Consider the following 16,218-nt stretch of genomic DNA (forward strand, 5'->3'; position numbering starts at 1 on the left):
CCCGAGCCCCCGGCGTCCGGCCCCGCGGGCCCGACCCTCACCGACATGCCCGTCACGGGCCCCTTCGCCTCCGAGCGGGCCGCCAGGCCCGCCGAGAAGGCCGAATCCCGCGAGCCGGGCCCGGAGGACGCCTCCGCCGGCGACCGGCCCGCCGAGAACGAACCCGCCTCGCCGGACACCGCCCTCGGCCTAGATCCCGCGCCGCTCGCCGCGCCCGCGGAACCGCGCGGCGCCGGTGCCGAGGATCCCCTCGCGCCACGGGCCGAAGAGCCCGAATCGGCCGCCGCGTCAGGGGACGAGGCCGCGGACGAGGGCCCGCAGGTCCGCATCCTGAGCGGCACCAAGCGCTACCACCGCATGGACTGCGCCCTCATCGAGGACATCGGCGACGAGGCCGACGACCTGGAGTCGCTGCCCCGCGCCGAGGCGAAGGCCCGCGGCTGCACCCCCTGCCTCGTCTGCCAGCCCGACCGCGAGCACGCCCGCGACTGAGCACCCGCCGCTCAGCCGTCGCGGCGCCGTTCGTCGCGCAGCTCCTTGTGGACGTCGGCGTGCCGGGAATGGTGCCGCGACATCTCCCGGTGCCGGTCGCCGCGAACGCCCTTCTCACCGACCGCCTTCCGCTTGACCGAAACGCCGCCGAACAGCAGCGTTCCCGTCAGACGGATCACCGGCGCGTCCGGGTCGGTCGTGTCGTCCTCCGGCAGGTCGTTCCCGCCGAAGATCGCCGTGGTGGACCCGACGACCCGCACCCCCGGCGGCACCACCAGGTTCACGCCGCCGAACACGCAGGTGACGTGGACGGTCACCTCGCCGCGGCTGAGGACCGCCTGCCGGAAGTCCAGGTCCGCGCCGCCGAACACGCACGTGACGTTCGTCGTCGCCTCCGCCAGCCAGCGGCCCTTCCGCTCCACCCCGCTGAAGATCGCCACAAGGTTGGGCGACTGCGCCGGAGGCGGTGGCAGCACCTGCTCCTCCTTGCGCAGCTCCACCCGCGGCCGCGGCGCCCGCTCCGACGGCAGATCGCTGAGGACGGGCTCCAGCTCGGCGTACGTCTTGGCCTTGTAGACCACGTCGATGCGCTCGGCGTGCTCCTCCGGCGTGATGCGCCCCTCCGCCAGGGCTTCGCGCAGACGGTCGGCGACCTCGTCACGATCGGCGTCCGACGCTCGCATGCGCGCGGCCTGGGACTCCGCGGGAACTCCAGACTCGGAAGGCTGCTCGGGAAGATTCACAAGAACTATGTTGGCCCAGGGGGCGACCCCCTGGAACCCCCGTCACGACGCAGGCGATCCTCACGCCGCCGTTTCGGTCTGTCGTGCCCGTCGCGGGCGTGCGCGGCGTCGCTGCGGTCGCCTGCGTCGGCGGGTCGTGCGGCCGGAGGCGTCCAACGCCGGAGGCCGCACGACCCGTGGCCCCGGTCGGTGTCTTGCCCAAGGACGGTGTCGTGGCTCGTCCAGGGATCTAGTTGTGGGCTTTGCGCAGGTAGTAGGTGAGGCCCAGCTCTTCGTCGCGGGTGGCCTTGAGGTCTTGGGGGCGGCCTTCGGTGACCGTGGTGGCCAGGACCTCGGTGGCGACCTCGTCGGTGTGGGCGCGCAGGGCCTCGGCGAGGTCGGTGCCGGTGGCCTCCCACCACAGGTCGATGCGGTCGGTGACCTCCAGCCCGGCGACCTTGCGCGCCTCCTGGACGAGGCGGACGGCCTCGCGGACCAGGCCCGCGCGGCGCAGCTCGGGCGTGACGGTGAGGTCCAGGGCGACGGTCTCCCCGGCGGCGCTCTCCACCGCCCAGCCGCTGCGCGGACGTTCGGTGACGATCACGTCGTCCGGGGAGAGGGGGACGGTGCCCAGGTCCGCGGCCGCCACCTCGGCGGTGCCCTCGCGGAGCGCGTGGACGAGTTCCGCCGGGCCCGCGGACGTGATGGCCTTGGCGACCTTCGGGGTGTCCTTGGCGTAGCGCTTGCCCAGCTCGCGGAAGTTGGGCTTCACCTCGTACTCGACCAGGTCGCCGCCGATGGACGACAGCTCCTCGAACCCGAGGACGTTCAGCTCCTCGGAGATCTGCGCGCGGAGCTGCCCGGGCAGCGCGGACCAGCCCGCGGCGCCGACCAGGGCGCGGCCGAGCGGCTGGCGGGTCCGGACGCCGCTGGCGGCGCGGGCTGAGCGGCCCAGCTCGACCAGGCGGCGGACGAGGGCCATCTGCGCGGTCAGGGTGGCGTCCAGGAGGTCCTCGTCGACGGCCGGCCAGGCGGCGAGGTGCACCGACTCGGGGCCGTCGTCGGGGCGGATGACGTCCCACACGTGGTCGGTGATGAACGGGACCATCGGCGCCATCAGGCGGGTGAGGGTCTCCAGACACTCGTAGAGGGTGGCGAAGGCGGACGCGCCGTCCGGGGTCTCCGGGCCCTCCCAGAAGCGGCGGCGGGAGCGGCGCACGTACCAGTTGGACAGGTCGTCGACGAACTGCGCGAGAGTGCGTCCGGCGCGGGCGGTGTCGTACTCCTCCATCGCGGCGTCGACCTCGCGGACGGTGCGGTTCAGCTCGGCGAGCGCCCAGCGGTCCAGCAGGGGGCGGTCGGCCGGGGCGGGCGCTTCGGCGCGGCGGTCGGGCGTCCAGGCGCGGCCCTGCTCCTTGGCCGCGTTCGAGTACAGGACGAAGAACGACGCGGTGTGCCAGTACGTGAGCAGCACCTTGCGGACGATCTCCTCCAGGGCGCCGTGCCCGACGCGGCGGGACGCCCAGGGCAGCCCGTTGGCGGCCATGAACCAGCGCAGCGCGTCGGCGCCGTGCTCGTCCATCAGCGGGATGGGCCGCAGGACGTTGCCGAGGTGCTTGCTCATCTTGCGGCCGTCCTCGGCGAGGATCAGCCCGAGGCACACGACGTTCTCGTAGGACGACTTGTCGAACACCAGCGTCCCGACGGCCATGAGCGAGTAGAACCAGCCGCGGGTCTGGTCCTGGGCCTCGCAGATGTACTGCGCGGGGTAGGAGTCCTCGAAGATCTCGTTGTTGCGGTGGGGGGCGCCCCACTGCGCGAACGGCATCGAGCCCGAGTCGTACCAGGCGTCGATGACGTCGGGGACGCGGCGCGCCTCCGTCCCGCACCTGTCCGATTCCGCGTCTCCGACACGGGCAGGGCAGGGGAACGTGACGTCGTCGACGTAAGGACGGTGCGGGTCGAGCCCCGACATGTCCTCGCCGGCGAGGTCGCCCAGTTCCTTGAGGGAGCCGACGCAGGTGACGTGCTCCTCGTTCTCGCCGCAGACCCAGAGGGGGAGGGGCGTGCCCCAGTAGCGGCTACGGGACAGCGACCAGTCGACGTTGTTGCGCAGCCACTCCCCGTACCGGCCGTGCTTGACCGTCTCGGGGTACCAGTTGGTGTTCTCGTTCTCCTCCAGGAGCCGGTCCTTGATCTGCGTGGTGCGGATGTACCAGGCGGGGAGGGCGTAGTAGAGCAGCGGCGTGTGGCAGCGCCAGCAGTGCGGGTAGCTGTGGTCGAAGTGCCCGCCGCGGAACAGCAGCCCGCGCGCGCGCAGGTCGTCGGTGAGCGGCTCGTCGGCGTCCTTGAAGAACTTGTTGCCGACCAGCGGCACCTCGCGCAGGAAGCGGCCGTCCGGGCCGATGGGGTTGACGATCGGCATGCCGTAGCGCTTGCAGACGGTCATGTCGTCGCCGCCGAACGCGGGGGCCTGGTGGACGAGCCCGGTGCCGTCCTCGACGGTGACGTAGTCGCCCAGGACGACGTAGTGCGCGTCCGGGATGTCGACCAGGTCGAACGGACGCCGGTAGGTGGTGCGTTCGAGTTCGGTGCCCTGATAGGTGGCGAGCCGTTCCGCGTCGTCACCGAGGACCTGGGTGAGGAGCGGCTCCGCCACGACGAGGACCTCGTCGGAACCCGCCGGACGGGCCGCGACGTAGGTGACGTCGGGGTGGACGGCCACGGCGGTGTTGGAGACGAGCGTCCAGGGCGTGGTCGTCCAGATGAGCAGTGCGGCGTCCAGGTCGGCCAGCGGGCCGGACGTGACCGGCATCCGCACGTACACCGACGGGCTGGTGACCTCCTCGTACCCGCCGGGCTGCCCCAGCTCGTGGTCGGACAGGCCCGTCCCGCAGCGCGGGCAGTAGGGCGTGATGCGGAAGTCGCGGAACAGCAGGCCCTTGTCGAACACCTGCTTCAGGGACCACCAGACCGCCTCGACGTATTCGGGGTCCATCGTCCGGTACGCCTGGTCGGTGTTGACCCAGTAGCCCATGCGCTCGGTCATTTCCTCGAACGCGTCCACGTGCCGCAGGACGGACTCACGGCAGCGGTCGTTGAACTCCGCTACGCCGTACTCCTCGATGTCCTTCTTGCCGGTGAGGCCGAGCTCCTTCTCCACGGCCACCTCGACGGGCAGCCCGTGGCAGTCCCAGCCCGCCTTCCGCGGGACGTGGTAGCCCTTCATGGTCTTGAAGCGGGGGAAGACGTCTTTGAACACGCGCGCCTCGACGTGGTGGACGCCCGGCATGCCGTTCGCGGTCGGCGGCCCCTCGTAGAACACCCACCGGGGGCCGGACGCGGTCTGCTCCAGCGACCGCTCGAAAACCTTGCTCTCCTGCCAGCGGCGCAGCATGTCCCGCTCAAGGGCGGGCAGATCGACCTGCGCGGGCAGCGGCCGAAAACCTCGGCTCACGATGGCGGACCTCCGGAACGACGAATACGACGTTGACCGGAGGGACGAGGCGGCTGCCCCGCGGTACCACCCTCCTTGACCGCGCCGCGAGGGCACGGTCCGCTTCGTTCGAGTCTCGGCGACCGGTTCTACTGGGCCCGCGGACGGACGTCCCGGACGGTTCTTCCGGCGGCTCCGGGGTGATCAGGCCGCCGTGCTCGCCCCCGGGCTCGCACCGTCCCCGGGTCGCTCATGGCTGCGTGCGGCGGCAGGTGGCCCCTTCAGCGCCTGCCGATACGACTGCTCGTCCCGACCTTAACGCACTCCGGCCCCCATCCTCTTCCCGTTTTCGCGCCGTCCAGGCCCCGCGGGGATCCTGGTGTTCCTTTGCGATCTCCTGCGCCGGGCAGGGGTTTCCAGGCGATCGGCGACCGGGCATAAGCGGGCGGTAACGCAGCCCAGGCTGTTTGCCGCGCCCGAGAAAGGGGACTTATGCTGCCCGCACTGCCCGTCGAGGCGATCAGCGCGAGGGGGGCCGATATGGCCGGCGCGAAGAGGGGCGCACAGCCCGTCCAGGAACCGCCCGCTGGAAAGGCGGCACGGGGAGCGAGGCCGCCGGCGGCGAAGAAGCCCGCCGTCAAGGGCCCGGCCGCCAAGCCCGCCGGGCGCGGGCCCGCGAAGGCGGCCAAGGCGGGGAAGGGGAAGCCGGCCGGGCGGGGCGCGGCGGCGGCCGAGCTGCCGGTCCGCGAGGGGGAGCACCAGTGGACGGCCGCCGAGCTCGCCGAGGTCAGGGCCGGTCTGCAGGAGCAGATCGAGGCGCTGCGCACCGAGATCGCGGCGTCCGCGAGCCAGATCGCGGAGGGCGATTCCAGCGACGGCGCGGGCGACGACCAGGCCGACGCGGGCGCCAAGACCTACGAGCGCGAGCATGAGCTGGCGCTGTCCTACAATTCACAGGACCTGCTCGCCCAGATCGAGCGGGCCGTCCAGCGGATGGACACCGGCACGTACGGGATCTGCGAGTCGTGCACCAGGCCGATCGGCAAGGCGCGCCTCCAGGTCTTTCCGCGTGCGACCCTGTGTGTGACATGCAAACAACGCGAGGAACGTCGCTGAGCGACTCAACGAACCCAGAGGGCGGGGCCGAGGAATCCACGGGATCTCCTCGGCCGCGCCGCGTCGGCGTGCTGGTCGCCGTGGCACTGGCCGCGCTCACCGCCGACATCGTGTCCAAGACCGTCGTGGTGGCGACGCTGCAGGGCGAGGCGCCGATCCGGCTGCTCGGCGGCCTGCTGACGCTGCGGGAGACCCGCAACAGCGGCGCCGCGTTCTCGATCGGCACCGGCTACACGATCGTCTTCACGCTGATCGCCTGCGGCGTGGTGGTGGCGATCCTGCGCACCGCCCGCAACCTGCGGAGCGTGCCCTGGGCGATCTGCCTGGGGCTGCTGCTCGGCGGGGCGGTCGGCAACCTCATCGACCGGATGCTGCGGGAACCGGCTCCGCTGAAGGGCCATGTCGTCGACTGGATCCAGGTGCCGAACTTCCCGGTGTTCAACCTGGCCGACTCGGCGATCGTCTGCGGCGGCGTCCTGGCCGTGCTGCTGGCGGCGCGCGGCCTCCAGGTCGACGGGACGCGCATCACCGGCAAGGACGACGACGCCGCGGAGCCGAAGCCGGAACCGGGGCCCGAGCCCGAGCCGGAACCCAGGCCCGAGTCCGAGACCGAGACCGAACTCAAGGCCGAGACCGGTGACGCCCCGGCCTCGGAGGAGAAGTCCTGATGGGGGACGTGCGGAGCCTCCACGTCCCGGACGGTCTCGAGGGCGAGCGGGTCGACTCCGCGCTCGCGCGGCTGTTCGGCCTGTCGCGGGGCAGCGCCGCCGACATCATCGCCGCCGGCGACGTCCTGCTGGACGGCGCCGCGGTCGCGACCAAGTCCGAGCGGCTGCACGCGGGCGCCTGGCTGGAGGTGACGCTCCCGCCGCCGCCCGCACCGCCCGCGCCGGTCGCCGAGCCGGTCCCCGGGATGGCCGTCCTGTACGAGGACGACGACATCGTCGTGGTGAACAAGCCGATCGGCGTCGCCGCCCACCCCACGACCGGCTGGACGGGCCCGACCGTCCTCGGCGGGCTCCTCGGGGCCGGGCACACGATCGCGACCAGCGGCGCGTCCGAGCGGCAGGGCATCGTGCACCGGCTGGACGCCAACACGACCGGCGCCATGGTCGTCGCCAAGAGCGAGGTCGCGTACTCGCGTCTCAAGCGGGCGTTCAAGGAACGCCGTGTCGACAAGCGCTACCAGGCGCTCGTGCAGGGCCATCCCGACCCGTTCCGCGGGACGGTCGACGCGCCCATCGACCGGCATCCGTCCGGCGACGGCCGGTTCGCGGTCGTGGCGGGCGGCAGGCCCTCGGTGACGCATTACGACACCGTCGAGGCGTTCCGCGCGGCGACGCTGCTCGACATCGACCTGGAGACGGGCCGCACCCACCAGATCCGGGTGCACATGGCGGCGATCCGCCATCCGTGTGTCGGCGACCTGCTGTACGGGGCCGACCCGACCCTGGCGGCGCGCCTCGGGCTGCGGCGGCAGTGGCTGCACGCCGCCCGGCTCGGTTTCGAGCACCCGGGCAGCGGCGAGTACGTGGAGTTCGAGAGCCCGTACCCGGACGACCTCGCCCAGGCCCTGGAGATCGTCCAGGCCGAGTCGTAGCCGGTCAGAGGCCGAGCAGGCGCAGCCCGGCGGCGACACCCGCGGCGACGACCAGCACCACGAGGAACGGCGCGCGCAGCAGGAGAGCGGCGACGGCCGCGCCCAGGCCCGCCATGCGGGCGGCGTCGAACTCCAGCGTCCTGCCGTCGGCGAGCGCCTGGACGGCGATCAGCGCGGTCAGCAGCGCCACCGGGACGAGTTCGGTGAACCGGCGCACCCGCGGGTCGTCCAGGAGCCGCTGCGGGGTGACGAGCCCGCCGAGCTTCAGCGCGTAGCAGCCGAGCCCGGTGGCGATCACCGCGACCCACACGCTCACGCCGGCTCCGTCCTTCTGATCAGAGCGGGCAGCGCGGCGACGGCGGCCAGCATGACCGGCACGCCCGGCGGCAGCAGCGGCGTCGCCGCGAGGGCGATGGTCGCCGCGGCCAGGGCGATCCGCACCTCGCTCCGCCCTGCGGTCAATCGCGGCCAAAGCAGCGCCAGGAACGCCGCCGGGCCAAGGACGTCCAGCCCGATGGCCTCAGGGTCGCCGAGCCGTGCCGCGCCTGCGGCTCCCAGCAGCGTGGTGCCGTTCCAGACCAGGTAGAGGCTGATCGCGGTGGTGTAGAAACCGGCGCGGGCCGCCGACCGCCCGTGCTGCGCGGTGGCCACGGCGGTGGTCTCGTCGATGACGGCGTGCGCCGTGAGGAGGCGCCGCCAGCCCCGCACGCGCAGCGTGTCCGCGAGCCGCATCCCGTACAGGGCGTTGCGCCCGCCGAGCAGCACCGCGCCCACCGACCCGGCGACCAGGCCGCCGCCCCCGCCGATCACCCCCGCGAGCGCGAACTGGGACGCGCCCGTGAACGCCAGCAGGCTCAGCACGCACGCCTGCGCGACCGTCAGCCCTGCCGTGACGGCCGCCGCGCCGAACGCGAGCCCGGACATGCCGACGGCGATCCCGACGCCCAGCCCGTCCCGCACGGCGGCGGACGTCCGCGCGCCTTCGTCCGGCGCGCCCACCTCCTCGGTCTCGGTGACGCTCATGGCGTCCACGCTAGGGACAGGCGCGCCCGGTGGTCTTGAACGTTCTTGCGGCCCCTCGCAGCGGGGCTCGGCGGTCACCGTTTCTCGGCGGCGTCGAGGCCGGCCTCGATGACCGCGGTCATGATGCGGGCGAGCCGGTCGGGGCCGAGGGACGGGGCGCGGACCGCCATCGCCTCGACGATCTGCCGCTCGCGCGCCGGGTCGCGTCCGGCGAAGCCGCCGACCGGCTTGAGCCGCTGGACGGCGGCGGCGACCGCGGCGCGGTGCTCCAGCAGGGTGGCGAGGGCGGCGTCGAGCCCGTCGATCGCGGCCCTGGCCTCGCCGAGCGTGGCGATGTCCGCGGCGGACGGCAGCGGAACGCGCAGCTCGCGGCGCTCGGCATGTTCGCCGTGCTCGCCTGACCGGCCGCAGGCCGGGCAGGCCGCGGCGCCCTCCACGGGGTCGATGACCTGGTCATGCATGTCGGGTTCCCTCTCGTGCGGCGGCCGCGTCGCGCAGGGGGATCCGTGCCCGGGCCGCTCTGGTCAACAGAAAAGGCAGAGCCCGAGATGGGGCTCTGCCTGGCCGGCTCCGGGGTCGTCGCTCAGGTCGCTGCGGCGGCCGGCTCGCCCGGAGCCGGCCGCGTAAACCTGAAGTGACGACGTTCCACGGACCCGATCGTATGCGGTGACCGCCGGGGCCCGTCAACCGGCGAAAAGATCATCTCGCCGGTTGAGACGCCCCGGATAGCATGTCCGATATGGGGGAAGAGGTCGCGCACTATTACCGCCATCCGGCGCTCCCCGAGGTCGATCTGCTGCGCGCCCGCTTCGTGACCCACCGGTTCAACCGGCACGCCCACGACGGCTACGTGTTCGGCGTCATCGACGCGGGCGTGGAGGAGTTCGAGCACCCCGGCGGCGTGCAGCGCGCCGGGCCAGGCTCGATCGTCGTGGTCAATCCCGGCGTCGTGCACGGCGGGCACGCGGGCACGCCGGGGGGCTGGGCGTACCGGGTGATCTACCCGCCGGTCGACGTCGTCGCGGGTGTGGCCGCCGAGCTGGGCGCGCGGCCCGGCACGCCCGCGTTCCCGGACCCCGTCGTGGACGATCCCCGCGCCGCCGACCTGCTGCGGGCCGTCCACCGGGCGGGGGAGAAGGGCGACGCGCTGGCGGCGTCCACCATGCTGAGGACGGCCCTGGCGGGCCTGCTCACCGGGCATGCCCACGACATCCGGCGCCATGACGCGCCGGGCGGGACGTGGGGCATGCCGCGCGCCGTCCGCGAGGCCCGCGAGATCCTGCACGCGAGCCTCGTCGGCCCGCCCTCCCTGGACGAGCTGGCCGAGGCCGTCGGCACCCGCCCGTTCCCGCTGCTGCGGGCGTTCCGCGACACCGTCGGCCTGCCGCCGCACGCCTACCTCAACCAGGTGCGCGTGCGGGAGGCGCGCGCCCTGCTGGACGAGGGCCTGCGCCCGGCCGACGTCGCGGCCCGCACCGGCTTCGCCGACCAGGCCCACCTGACCCGCCATTTCAAGCGCACGCTGGGTGTCCCTCCGGGCGCCTACCGTAGTGCCCGCACGATTGGGCGCGTCGGGGCGCGTGGGGCACCGGAGGAGAGTTAGGCTCTCAGAACCGCGTCATTCCGGCGCCCCGCCGGGTTGACGATCTTCCCCCGGACCCGATAAAGCGACACGTACCGGCCGACCTCTTGTGGGCACACCCCCCGGAACGGCCGTGACGTGCGCGGTCGCATGCACGACCAGGAGGCGCAGCAGGCATGGCCGACTCTTTCGTTCACCTGCACGTTCATACCGAGTACTCCATGCTGGACGGGGCCGCTCGGCTGAAGCAGATGTTCGACGAGGTCGGCCGGCAGAAGATGCCGGCGATCGCCATGACCGACCACGGCAACATGCACGGCGCCTACGAGTTTCATAAGCACGCCATGGCCGCGGGGGTCACCCCCATCATCGGCTGCCTGCTGCCCGGCCAGGAGATCATCACCTCAGAGGGCGTCAAGAACGTGGAGGACGTCCGGGAGGGCGATCTGGTCCTCACCCACCGCGGTCGTTTCCGGCGCGTGCTGAGGACGATGCGCCGGGCGTACTCCGGCCGCGCGTACACGATCGAGTTGGCAGGCCGCTACGGCCGCACGCTGACGCTCACCGAGGAGCACCCGGTGCTCGTCCGCACGCCGGACGGCTTGCTCGACTGGAAGAAGCCGGGAGACATCACGGCAGGCCGCCGTACCGTCCGAGGCGGCGCCCGAGGGTGGAACTCCTGGGCATGCCTGCCGAAACTCGCCGCCGAGCAGCGAACCCTCGACATTCTGCCGTTGCTGCCCGGCGGATTCACCGAGGACCCTGCCGGTGGTGTGCGGCGAGCCTACGTGGCCGATCGCCGGGCGGATCAGTCGTGGCCCGCGTTGTCACGCCGTATCGCCCTGGATCATGAGTTCGGCTACCTGCTCGGCCTTTACGCTGCGGAGGGGCACCTGCTGACGAAGGCCGGTGGGCTGAACGGCGGGATCGGCCTCACGCTCCACCGCGCGGAGCAAGAGCTCGGTGATCGCTGGCGGCGTCTGCTCCAGCGCCACGGGATCGCGGCTCAGACCTACCACCGTCCAGAAAAGGGCTCTCAGGAAATCAGAGCATGCTGCGTTCCGCTGGCATTCGTCCTAGAGGGCTTGGTGGGCCGAGGTGCCGCGGAGAAGCGGGTCCCGCAGTGCGTGCTAAGCGGGCCGGCCGAGTTCCGTGCAGGTTTCCTCGAGGGTTTCCTGGACGGTGACGGCCGTTCTCCGCGCCCCGAGTCCAACCCCAGCGGCCGGAGAGACATCAAGGTCGCCTCGCGGTCGCTGGCTTGGGGCGTGCGGGCGCTGCTGGCGGACAGGGGCCATTGGAGCACGGTGTCCAGCGGCACCGAGAAAGGCCGCTTCCCCCAAGGGGAGAGCGACCAGGACTACCGCTGGTACCAGGTCTCCTATCACCCGGAACGGGCTTACTCCCGCACTCTGGAAGATGACGACTATCTGTACCGGCCGATCAGGCATGTGGAACCGATCGACCTGGACTGCGAGGTCTTCAACTTCGAGGTGGAGGAGGACAACTCCTACGTCTCGGACTTCGTCTTGCACAATTGCGAGGCGTACCTGGCGCCAGAGTCGCGATACCACAAGAAGAAGGTCCAGTGGGGGGAGCCGAGCCAGAAGCGCGACGATGTCTCCGGCGGCGGGCTGATCAACCACAAGACGCTGTGGGCGCGGAACAAGACGGGCCTGCACAACATGTCCAAACTGTCGAGCCGCGCCTATACCGAGGGCTTCGTCTTCAAGTACGCCCGGATGGATGAGGAGCTCCTCGCAGAACACGCCGAAGGCGTTATGGCCACGACCGGGTGCCCGTCCGGCAAGGTCCAGACCCGGCTGCGGCTCGGGCAGTTCGATGAAGCGCTCAAAGCCGCTGCGACCTTCCAGGACATCTTCGGCAAGGAGAACTACTTCCTTGAGCTGATGGACCACGGCCTGGAGATCGAGCGCCGCGTCCGCGACGGGCTCATCGAGATCGGCAAGCGGCTCGACATCCCGCCGGTCGTCACCAACGACTCGCACTACACGCACGAGTCGGAGGCCACCGCGCACGACGCGCTCCTGTGCGTCCAGGTCGGCAAGCAGCTCGCCGACCCCGACCGGTTCCGGTTCGACGGGTCCGGCTACTACCTGAAGACCGCCGACGAGATGCGCGCGATCGACTCGTCCGACATCTGGGCGGAGGGCTGCCGGAACACGCTGCTCATCGCCGAGCGGGTCGAGCCGGACGGCATGTTCGAGTACAAGGACCTCAGCCCCCGCTTCCCCGTCCCCGAGGGCGAGACGGAGGAGAGCTGGTTCCGCAAGGAGGTCTGGAAGGGCCTGGACCGCCGCTTCCCGGACGGCCTGCCCGACGGGTACAAGGAGCAGGCCGAGTACGAGATGGGCGTCATCCTCGGCAAGGGGTACCCGTCCTACTTCCTCGTCGTCGCCGACTTCATCATGTGGGCCAAGGAGAACGGCATCCTGGTCGGCCCCGGCCGTGGGTCCGCGGCGGGCTCGCTGATCGCGTACGCGATGGGCATCACCGACCTCGACCCCATCCCGCACGGGCTGATCTTCGAGCGGTTCCTGAACCCCGAGCGCGCGTCGATGCCCGACATCGACATCGACTTCCCTGAAGACCGGCGCGCCGAGGTCATCAGGTACACGACGGAGAAGTGGGGCGCCGACAAGGTCTCGTTCATCGCCACGTTCGGCACCATCAAGGCGAAGGCCGCGATCAAGGACGCGGGCCGCGTCCTCGGCTTCCCGTACGCGCTCGGCGACCGCATCTCCAAGGCGTTCCCGCCCACCGTGATGGGCAAGGACATCCCGCTGTCGGGCATCTTCGACGACAAGCACCCCCGCCACGGCGAGGCGGGCGAGCTGCGCAAGCTGTACGAGGAAGAGACCGACGTCAAGCAGATCATGGACCTGGCGCAGGGCCTGGAGGGCCTGATCCGCCAGACCGGCGTGCACGCCGCCGGTGTGATCATGTCCGGTGAGACGATCACCGACCATGTCCCGATCATGCGCCGGGACGCCGACGGCGCGATCATCACGCAGTTCGACTACCCGACCTGCGAGACGCTCGGCCTGCTGAAGATGGACTTCCTAGGCCTGCGGAACCTGACGATCATCGACGACGCGCTCCGCGGCATCAAGAAGAACAAGGGCGTGGACGTCGACCTGCTCGACCTCCCCCTGACCGACCAGCCGACCTACGACCTGCTCGCCCGCGGCGACACGCTCGGCGTGTTCCAGTTCGACGGCGGCCCGATGCGCTCGCTGCTCCGGCTGATGAAGCCCGACAACTTCGAGGACATCTCCGCCGTCGGCGCCCTGTACCGGCCGGGCCCGATGGGCGCGAACTCCCACACCAACTACGCGCTCCGCAAGAACGGCCAGCAGGAGATCACCCCGATCCACAAGGAGCTGGAGGAGCCGCTCAGGGAGATCCTCGACACCACCTACGGCCTGATCGTCTATCAGGAGCAGGTGATGGCGATCGCGCAGAAGGTGGCGGGCTACACGCTCGGCAAAGCGGATCTGCTCCGCCGCGTCATGGGCAAGAAGAAGAAGGCGGAGCTGGACGCCCAGTTCGTCGGCTTCGAGAAGGGCATGCTCGACAACGGCTTCTCCAAGGAGGCCGTCAAGACGCTGTGGGACATCCTCGTCCCGTTCTCCGACTACGCCTTCAACAAGGCCCACTCCGCCGCGTACGGCCTGGTCTCCTACTGGACGGCCTACCTCAAGGCGAACTACCCGGCCGAGTACATGGCCGGGCTGCTCACGTCCGTCGGCGACGACAAGGACAAGAGCGCCCTCTACCTGTCCGAATGCCGCCGGATGGGGCTGAAGGTGCTGCCGCCGGACGTCAACACGTCCGAGGCCGACTTCACCCCGCTGGGCGACACCGAGATCCGGTTCGGGCTGTCGGCCGTCCGCAACGTCGGCACCAACGTGGTGGACGGCATCGTCGCCGCCCGCAAGGAGAAGGGCGCCTACACCGACTTCAACGACTTCCTCAACAAGGTCCCGCCGATCGTCTGCAACAAGCGGGTCGTGGAGTCGCTGATCAAGGCGGGCGCGTTCGACGAGCTCGGCCACCAGCGCAAGGCGCTGCTGATGGTGCACGAGCAGGCCATCGACTCCGTCATCGACATCAAGCGCAAGGAGGCCGTCGGCCAGGACTCCCTCTTCGGCGCCCTGGAGGACGACGGCGGCGACGACGCGTTCGCCGTCGCGATCCCCGAGGCCGAGGAGTGGGACAAGACGACCCTCCTGGCGTTCGAGCGGGAGATGCTCGGCCTGTACGTCTCCGACCACCCCCTCCTGGGCGTCGAGCACATCCTGGAGCGCGAGGCCGACTGCACGATCGCCGTCCTGAACGAGGGCGAGCGCCCCGACGGCCAGATCGTGGTCATCGCGGGCCTGCTCTCCGGGCTCCAGCGCAAGGTCACCAAGCAGGGCAACTCCTGGGCGATGTTCCAGCTGGAGGACCTCGGCGGCTCCATCGAGGTGCTGTGCTTCCCGTCGTCGTACCAGCTGTGCTCCACGCTCCTCGCCGAGGACGCGATCCTGATCGTCAAGGGCAAGCTGGACCGCCGCGAGGACGTCGCGAAGATCATCGCGATGGAGGTCACCCAGCCCGACCTGACGATCACCGACGCGACCGGCCCGTTCTCGGTCACGATGCCGCTCGGCCGCTGCACGCCCCCGATGGTCTCCCGCCTGAAGGAAGTCCTGATCACCCATCCCGGCCGGTCCGAGGTGCACCTCCACGTCCAGAACGGCCCGCGTACCACGGTCGTCCGCCTGGACGACAAGCTCCGCGTGGCCCCGTCCCCGGCCCTGATGGGCGACCTGAAACAACTCCTGGGCCCGTCCTGCCTGGGCTGACCCGGCTCAGGCGTCCAGGAGGGCGCGGGTGGCGGGGACGACTTCTCGCGTCCAGCGGAGGAGTTGCGTCTCGTCGGCGGTCTCCGGCCAGTAGACGAACGCGTCGAAGCCGGTCTCGGTGGCGAGGCCGGCGAGGACGCGGGCCCAACCTGCGGCGTCCGTGCGGATGGGCTCTTCGCCTTGGAGCCGTACGTCGGCCGGGGCGTCGGTGATGTGCCCGACGAGCTGCGCGATCCGGGTGATGGCGGACGGGTCGCGTCCGGCGTCCTCGGCGGCGCGGGTGATGGTGTCCTGCGATTCGCGCCAGGTCTCGTACGGCAGGTAGTGCGGGATCGGCGCCGCCCACCCGTCGCCGACGCGGCCCGTGAGAGCCAGCGCTTTCGGGCCCACACTGCCGAGCCAGATGCCGACCGGGTGCGCGGGGCCCGGGCCCGCGTGGACACCCTTCACCGAGTAGTGCGCGCCGCTGACCTTGACCGTCTCACCGGGCCGCCACATGGCACGGATGATCTCGATGGCCTCCTCCAGTGCCCGGAGCGCCTCGCCAGGGGTGCGGTCCGGGCCGCCCATCGCGGCGATGGCGGGCCAGAACGCGCCGGCGCCGAGCGCGAGCTCGAACCGGCCGCCGCTGAGCAGGTCGAGGGTCGCGGCCTGCTTGGCCAGGACGGCGGGGCCCCGCAGCGGCAGGCTCGCCACGTCCGGGAAGACCCGCAGCCGCAAGGTGTCCGCGAGCAGAGTGGCGATGAGCGCGAGCGTGTCGCCCTGGTCGGCCGCGTACGGGTGGTCCTGGACACCGAGCAGGTCGAGCCCGTCGCGGTCGGCCAGGCGGGCGAGGGCGCGGACCTCATCCAGCCCGGCGGCGGACGGGCTGAGCTGGACGCCGAATCGGTAGGTCATGCGACTCAAGCTACCGAGCCCATGATCGCGACCGAATCAGTAACACTACGGGCCCGCCCAACCAGGGCAACCGCTGGGCGAGGACATCAGCCATCGCCGCAACCACGCAACAACCCGAACAGTCGCGATCGCGTCCGAAGGCAGGTTCCGAGCTTGCGAGAAACCTGATCGCGCAGCGAGCCGCCAGGCGAGCCGAAGCGATGCCAGCGATCGCACCGCGGTTTCCGACGATGGAGGGCCCCTAGGGCCCGAAGGAGGAGGAAACCGCCATAAGCTCGGCGTGCCAGTCGACGAAGCGGCCCAGGCCGTCGAAGCGGGCGCGGGCCTTCGCGCCGCCGGGAAGGAGCGCCTCGGTCTCCAGGTCGGTCTGGCGGTACGGGACGCGGTGCCGGGACAGGAAGCCGGCGAGCGTCAGGCGCGGCTCGTGCGGGAACAGGCTCGTCGCGCTCGCGAGGATGCGGGGGAGGGGGATCGGGTCCCAC

At 71.3% G+C, this 16,218-nt stretch carries 11 protein-coding genes and 2 pseudogenes; 6 read left to right on the plus strand and 7 right to left on the minus strand.

What is annotated here, in order from left to right; translation table 11 throughout:
- Positions 1-492 (plus strand): annotated as a pseudogene (locus ETD83_RS30090) (hypothetical protein); the annotation flags it as partial.
- 11 nt (positions 493-503) lie between these two features.
- Here the strand turns inward: ETD83_RS30090 and ETD83_RS30095 are convergent.
- Together ETD83_RS30095 and ileS are read right to left on the minus strand one after the other, a co-directional pair.
- Positions 504-1,175, minus strand: coding sequence for a DUF1707 SHOCT-like domain-containing protein (locus ETD83_RS30095; protein WP_138648590.1), 672 nt, complete (start codon positions 1,173-1,175; stop codon positions 504-506).
- Positions 1,176-1,464: 289 nt separating this feature from the next.
- Positions 1,465-4,671 (minus strand): isoleucine--tRNA ligase, encoded by a 3,207-nt coding sequence (gene ileS / locus ETD83_RS30100; RefSeq protein WP_138648591.1) that lies wholly within the window; start codon positions 4,669-4,671, stop codon positions 1,465-1,467.
- A gap of 714 nt (positions 4,672-5,385) precedes the next feature.
- Between ileS and ETD83_RS44960 the strand changes: the two genes are divergently transcribed.
- The 3 genes from ETD83_RS44960 to ETD83_RS30115 all read left to right on the plus strand — a co-directional run bounded on the left by ETD83_RS44960 (position 5,386) and on the right by ETD83_RS30115 (position 7,366).
- Complete coding sequence (locus ETD83_RS44960; protein WP_230421292.1) at positions 5,386-5,766, plus strand: TraR/DksA family transcriptional regulator; 381 nt, start codon at positions 5,386-5,388, stop codon at positions 5,764-5,766.
- Positions 5,767-5,834: 68 nt separating this feature from the next.
- The gene (lspA, locus tag ETD83_RS30110; RefSeq protein WP_230421291.1) at positions 5,835-6,434 is read left to right on the plus strand and encodes a signal peptidase II; all 600 of its coding nucleotides are present in this window, start codon (positions 5,835-5,837) and stop codon (positions 6,432-6,434) included.
- Positions 6,434-7,366 carry an RluA family pseudouridine synthase gene (locus tag ETD83_RS30115; RefSeq protein ID WP_138648594.1) on the plus strand — a complete coding sequence of 311 codons (933 nt, stop codon included), beginning with the start codon at positions 6,434-6,436 and terminating at the stop codon, positions 7,364-7,366. Before lspA ends, ETD83_RS30115 begins: the two co-directional genes overlap by 1 nt.
- A 4-nt stretch (positions 7,367-7,370) precedes the next feature.
- On the opposite strand, the gene ETD83_RS30120 is transcribed toward ETD83_RS30115, so the two are convergent.
- From ETD83_RS30120 to ETD83_RS30130, 3 genes are all read right to left on the minus strand, one after another.
- Positions 7,371-7,682, minus strand: coding sequence for an AzlD domain-containing protein (locus ETD83_RS30120; RefSeq protein ID WP_138648595.1), 312 nt, complete (start codon positions 7,680-7,682; stop codon positions 7,371-7,373).
- Positions 7,679-8,290, minus strand: coding sequence for an AzlC family ABC transporter permease (locus ETD83_RS30125; protein WP_230421293.1), 612 nt, complete (start codon positions 8,288-8,290; stop codon positions 7,679-7,681). The genes ETD83_RS30120 and ETD83_RS30125 overlap by 4 nt, the downstream gene beginning before the upstream one ends.
- A 173-nt stretch (positions 8,291-8,463) precedes the next feature.
- A complete protein-coding gene (locus ETD83_RS30130; RefSeq protein WP_138648597.1) occupies positions 8,464-8,850 on the minus strand; it encodes a chorismate mutase in 387 nt (128 codons plus the stop codon).
- A gap of 278 nt (positions 8,851-9,128) precedes the next feature.
- Between ETD83_RS30130 and ETD83_RS30135 the strand changes: the two genes are divergently transcribed.
- A complete protein-coding gene (locus ETD83_RS30135) occupies positions 9,129-9,992 on the plus strand; it encodes an AraC family transcriptional regulator (RefSeq protein WP_329602991.1) in 864 nt (287 codons plus the stop codon).
- Between the two features lie 155 nt (positions 9,993-10,147).
- Complete coding sequence (gene dnaE, locus ETD83_RS30140) at positions 10,148-14,839, plus strand: DNA polymerase III subunit alpha (RefSeq protein ID WP_138648599.1); 4,692 nt, start codon at positions 10,148-10,150, stop codon at positions 14,837-14,839.
- A 6-nt stretch (positions 14,840-14,845) separates the two neighbouring features.
- Here the strand turns inward: dnaE and ETD83_RS30145 are convergent, their stop codons facing one another.
- The gene (locus tag ETD83_RS30145; protein ID WP_138648600.1) at positions 14,846-15,736 is read right to left on the minus strand and encodes an LLM class flavin-dependent oxidoreductase; all 891 of its coding nucleotides are present in this window, start codon (positions 15,734-15,736) and stop codon (positions 14,846-14,848) included.
- 241 nt (positions 15,737-15,977) lie between these two features.
- Positions 15,978-16,218: pseudogene (locus ETD83_RS42890) on the minus strand (DUF6882 domain-containing protein); the annotation flags it as partial.

Origin of the sequence: Actinomadura soli, assembly GCF_005889715.1 — a bacterium.
GTDB classification, from domain to species: Bacteria; Actinomycetota; Actinomycetes; order Streptosporangiales; family Streptosporangiaceae; genus Spirillospora; species Spirillospora soli.

Coding starts and splice junctions, on each gene's coding strand:
- ETD83_RS30095 (WP_138648590.1), bottom strand. CDS start 1,175: ATGCGAGCGTCGGACGCCGATCGTGACGAGGTCGCCGACCGTCTGCGC.
- ETD83_RS30115 (WP_138648594.1), top strand. CDS start 6,434: ATGGGGGACGTGCGGAGCCTCCACGTCCCGGACGGTCTCGAGGGCGAG.
- ETD83_RS30125 (WP_230421293.1), bottom strand. CDS start 8,290: ATGTCCGGGCTCGCGTTCGGCGCGGCGGCCGTCACGGCAGGGCTGACG.
- ETD83_RS30130 (WP_138648597.1), bottom strand. CDS start 8,850: ATGCATGACCAGGTCATCGACCCCGTGGAGGGCGCCGCGGCCTGCCCG.
- ETD83_RS30135 (WP_329602991.1), top strand. CDS start 9,129: ATGGGGGAAGAGGTCGCGCACTATTACCGCCATCCGGCGCTCCCCGAG.
- dnaE (WP_138648599.1), top strand. CDS start 10,148: ATGGCCGACTCTTTCGTTCACCTGCACGTTCATACCGAGTACTCCATG.
- ETD83_RS30145 (WP_138648600.1), bottom strand. CDS start 15,736: ATGACCTACCGATTCGGCGTCCAGCTCAGCCCGTCCGCCGCCGGGCTG.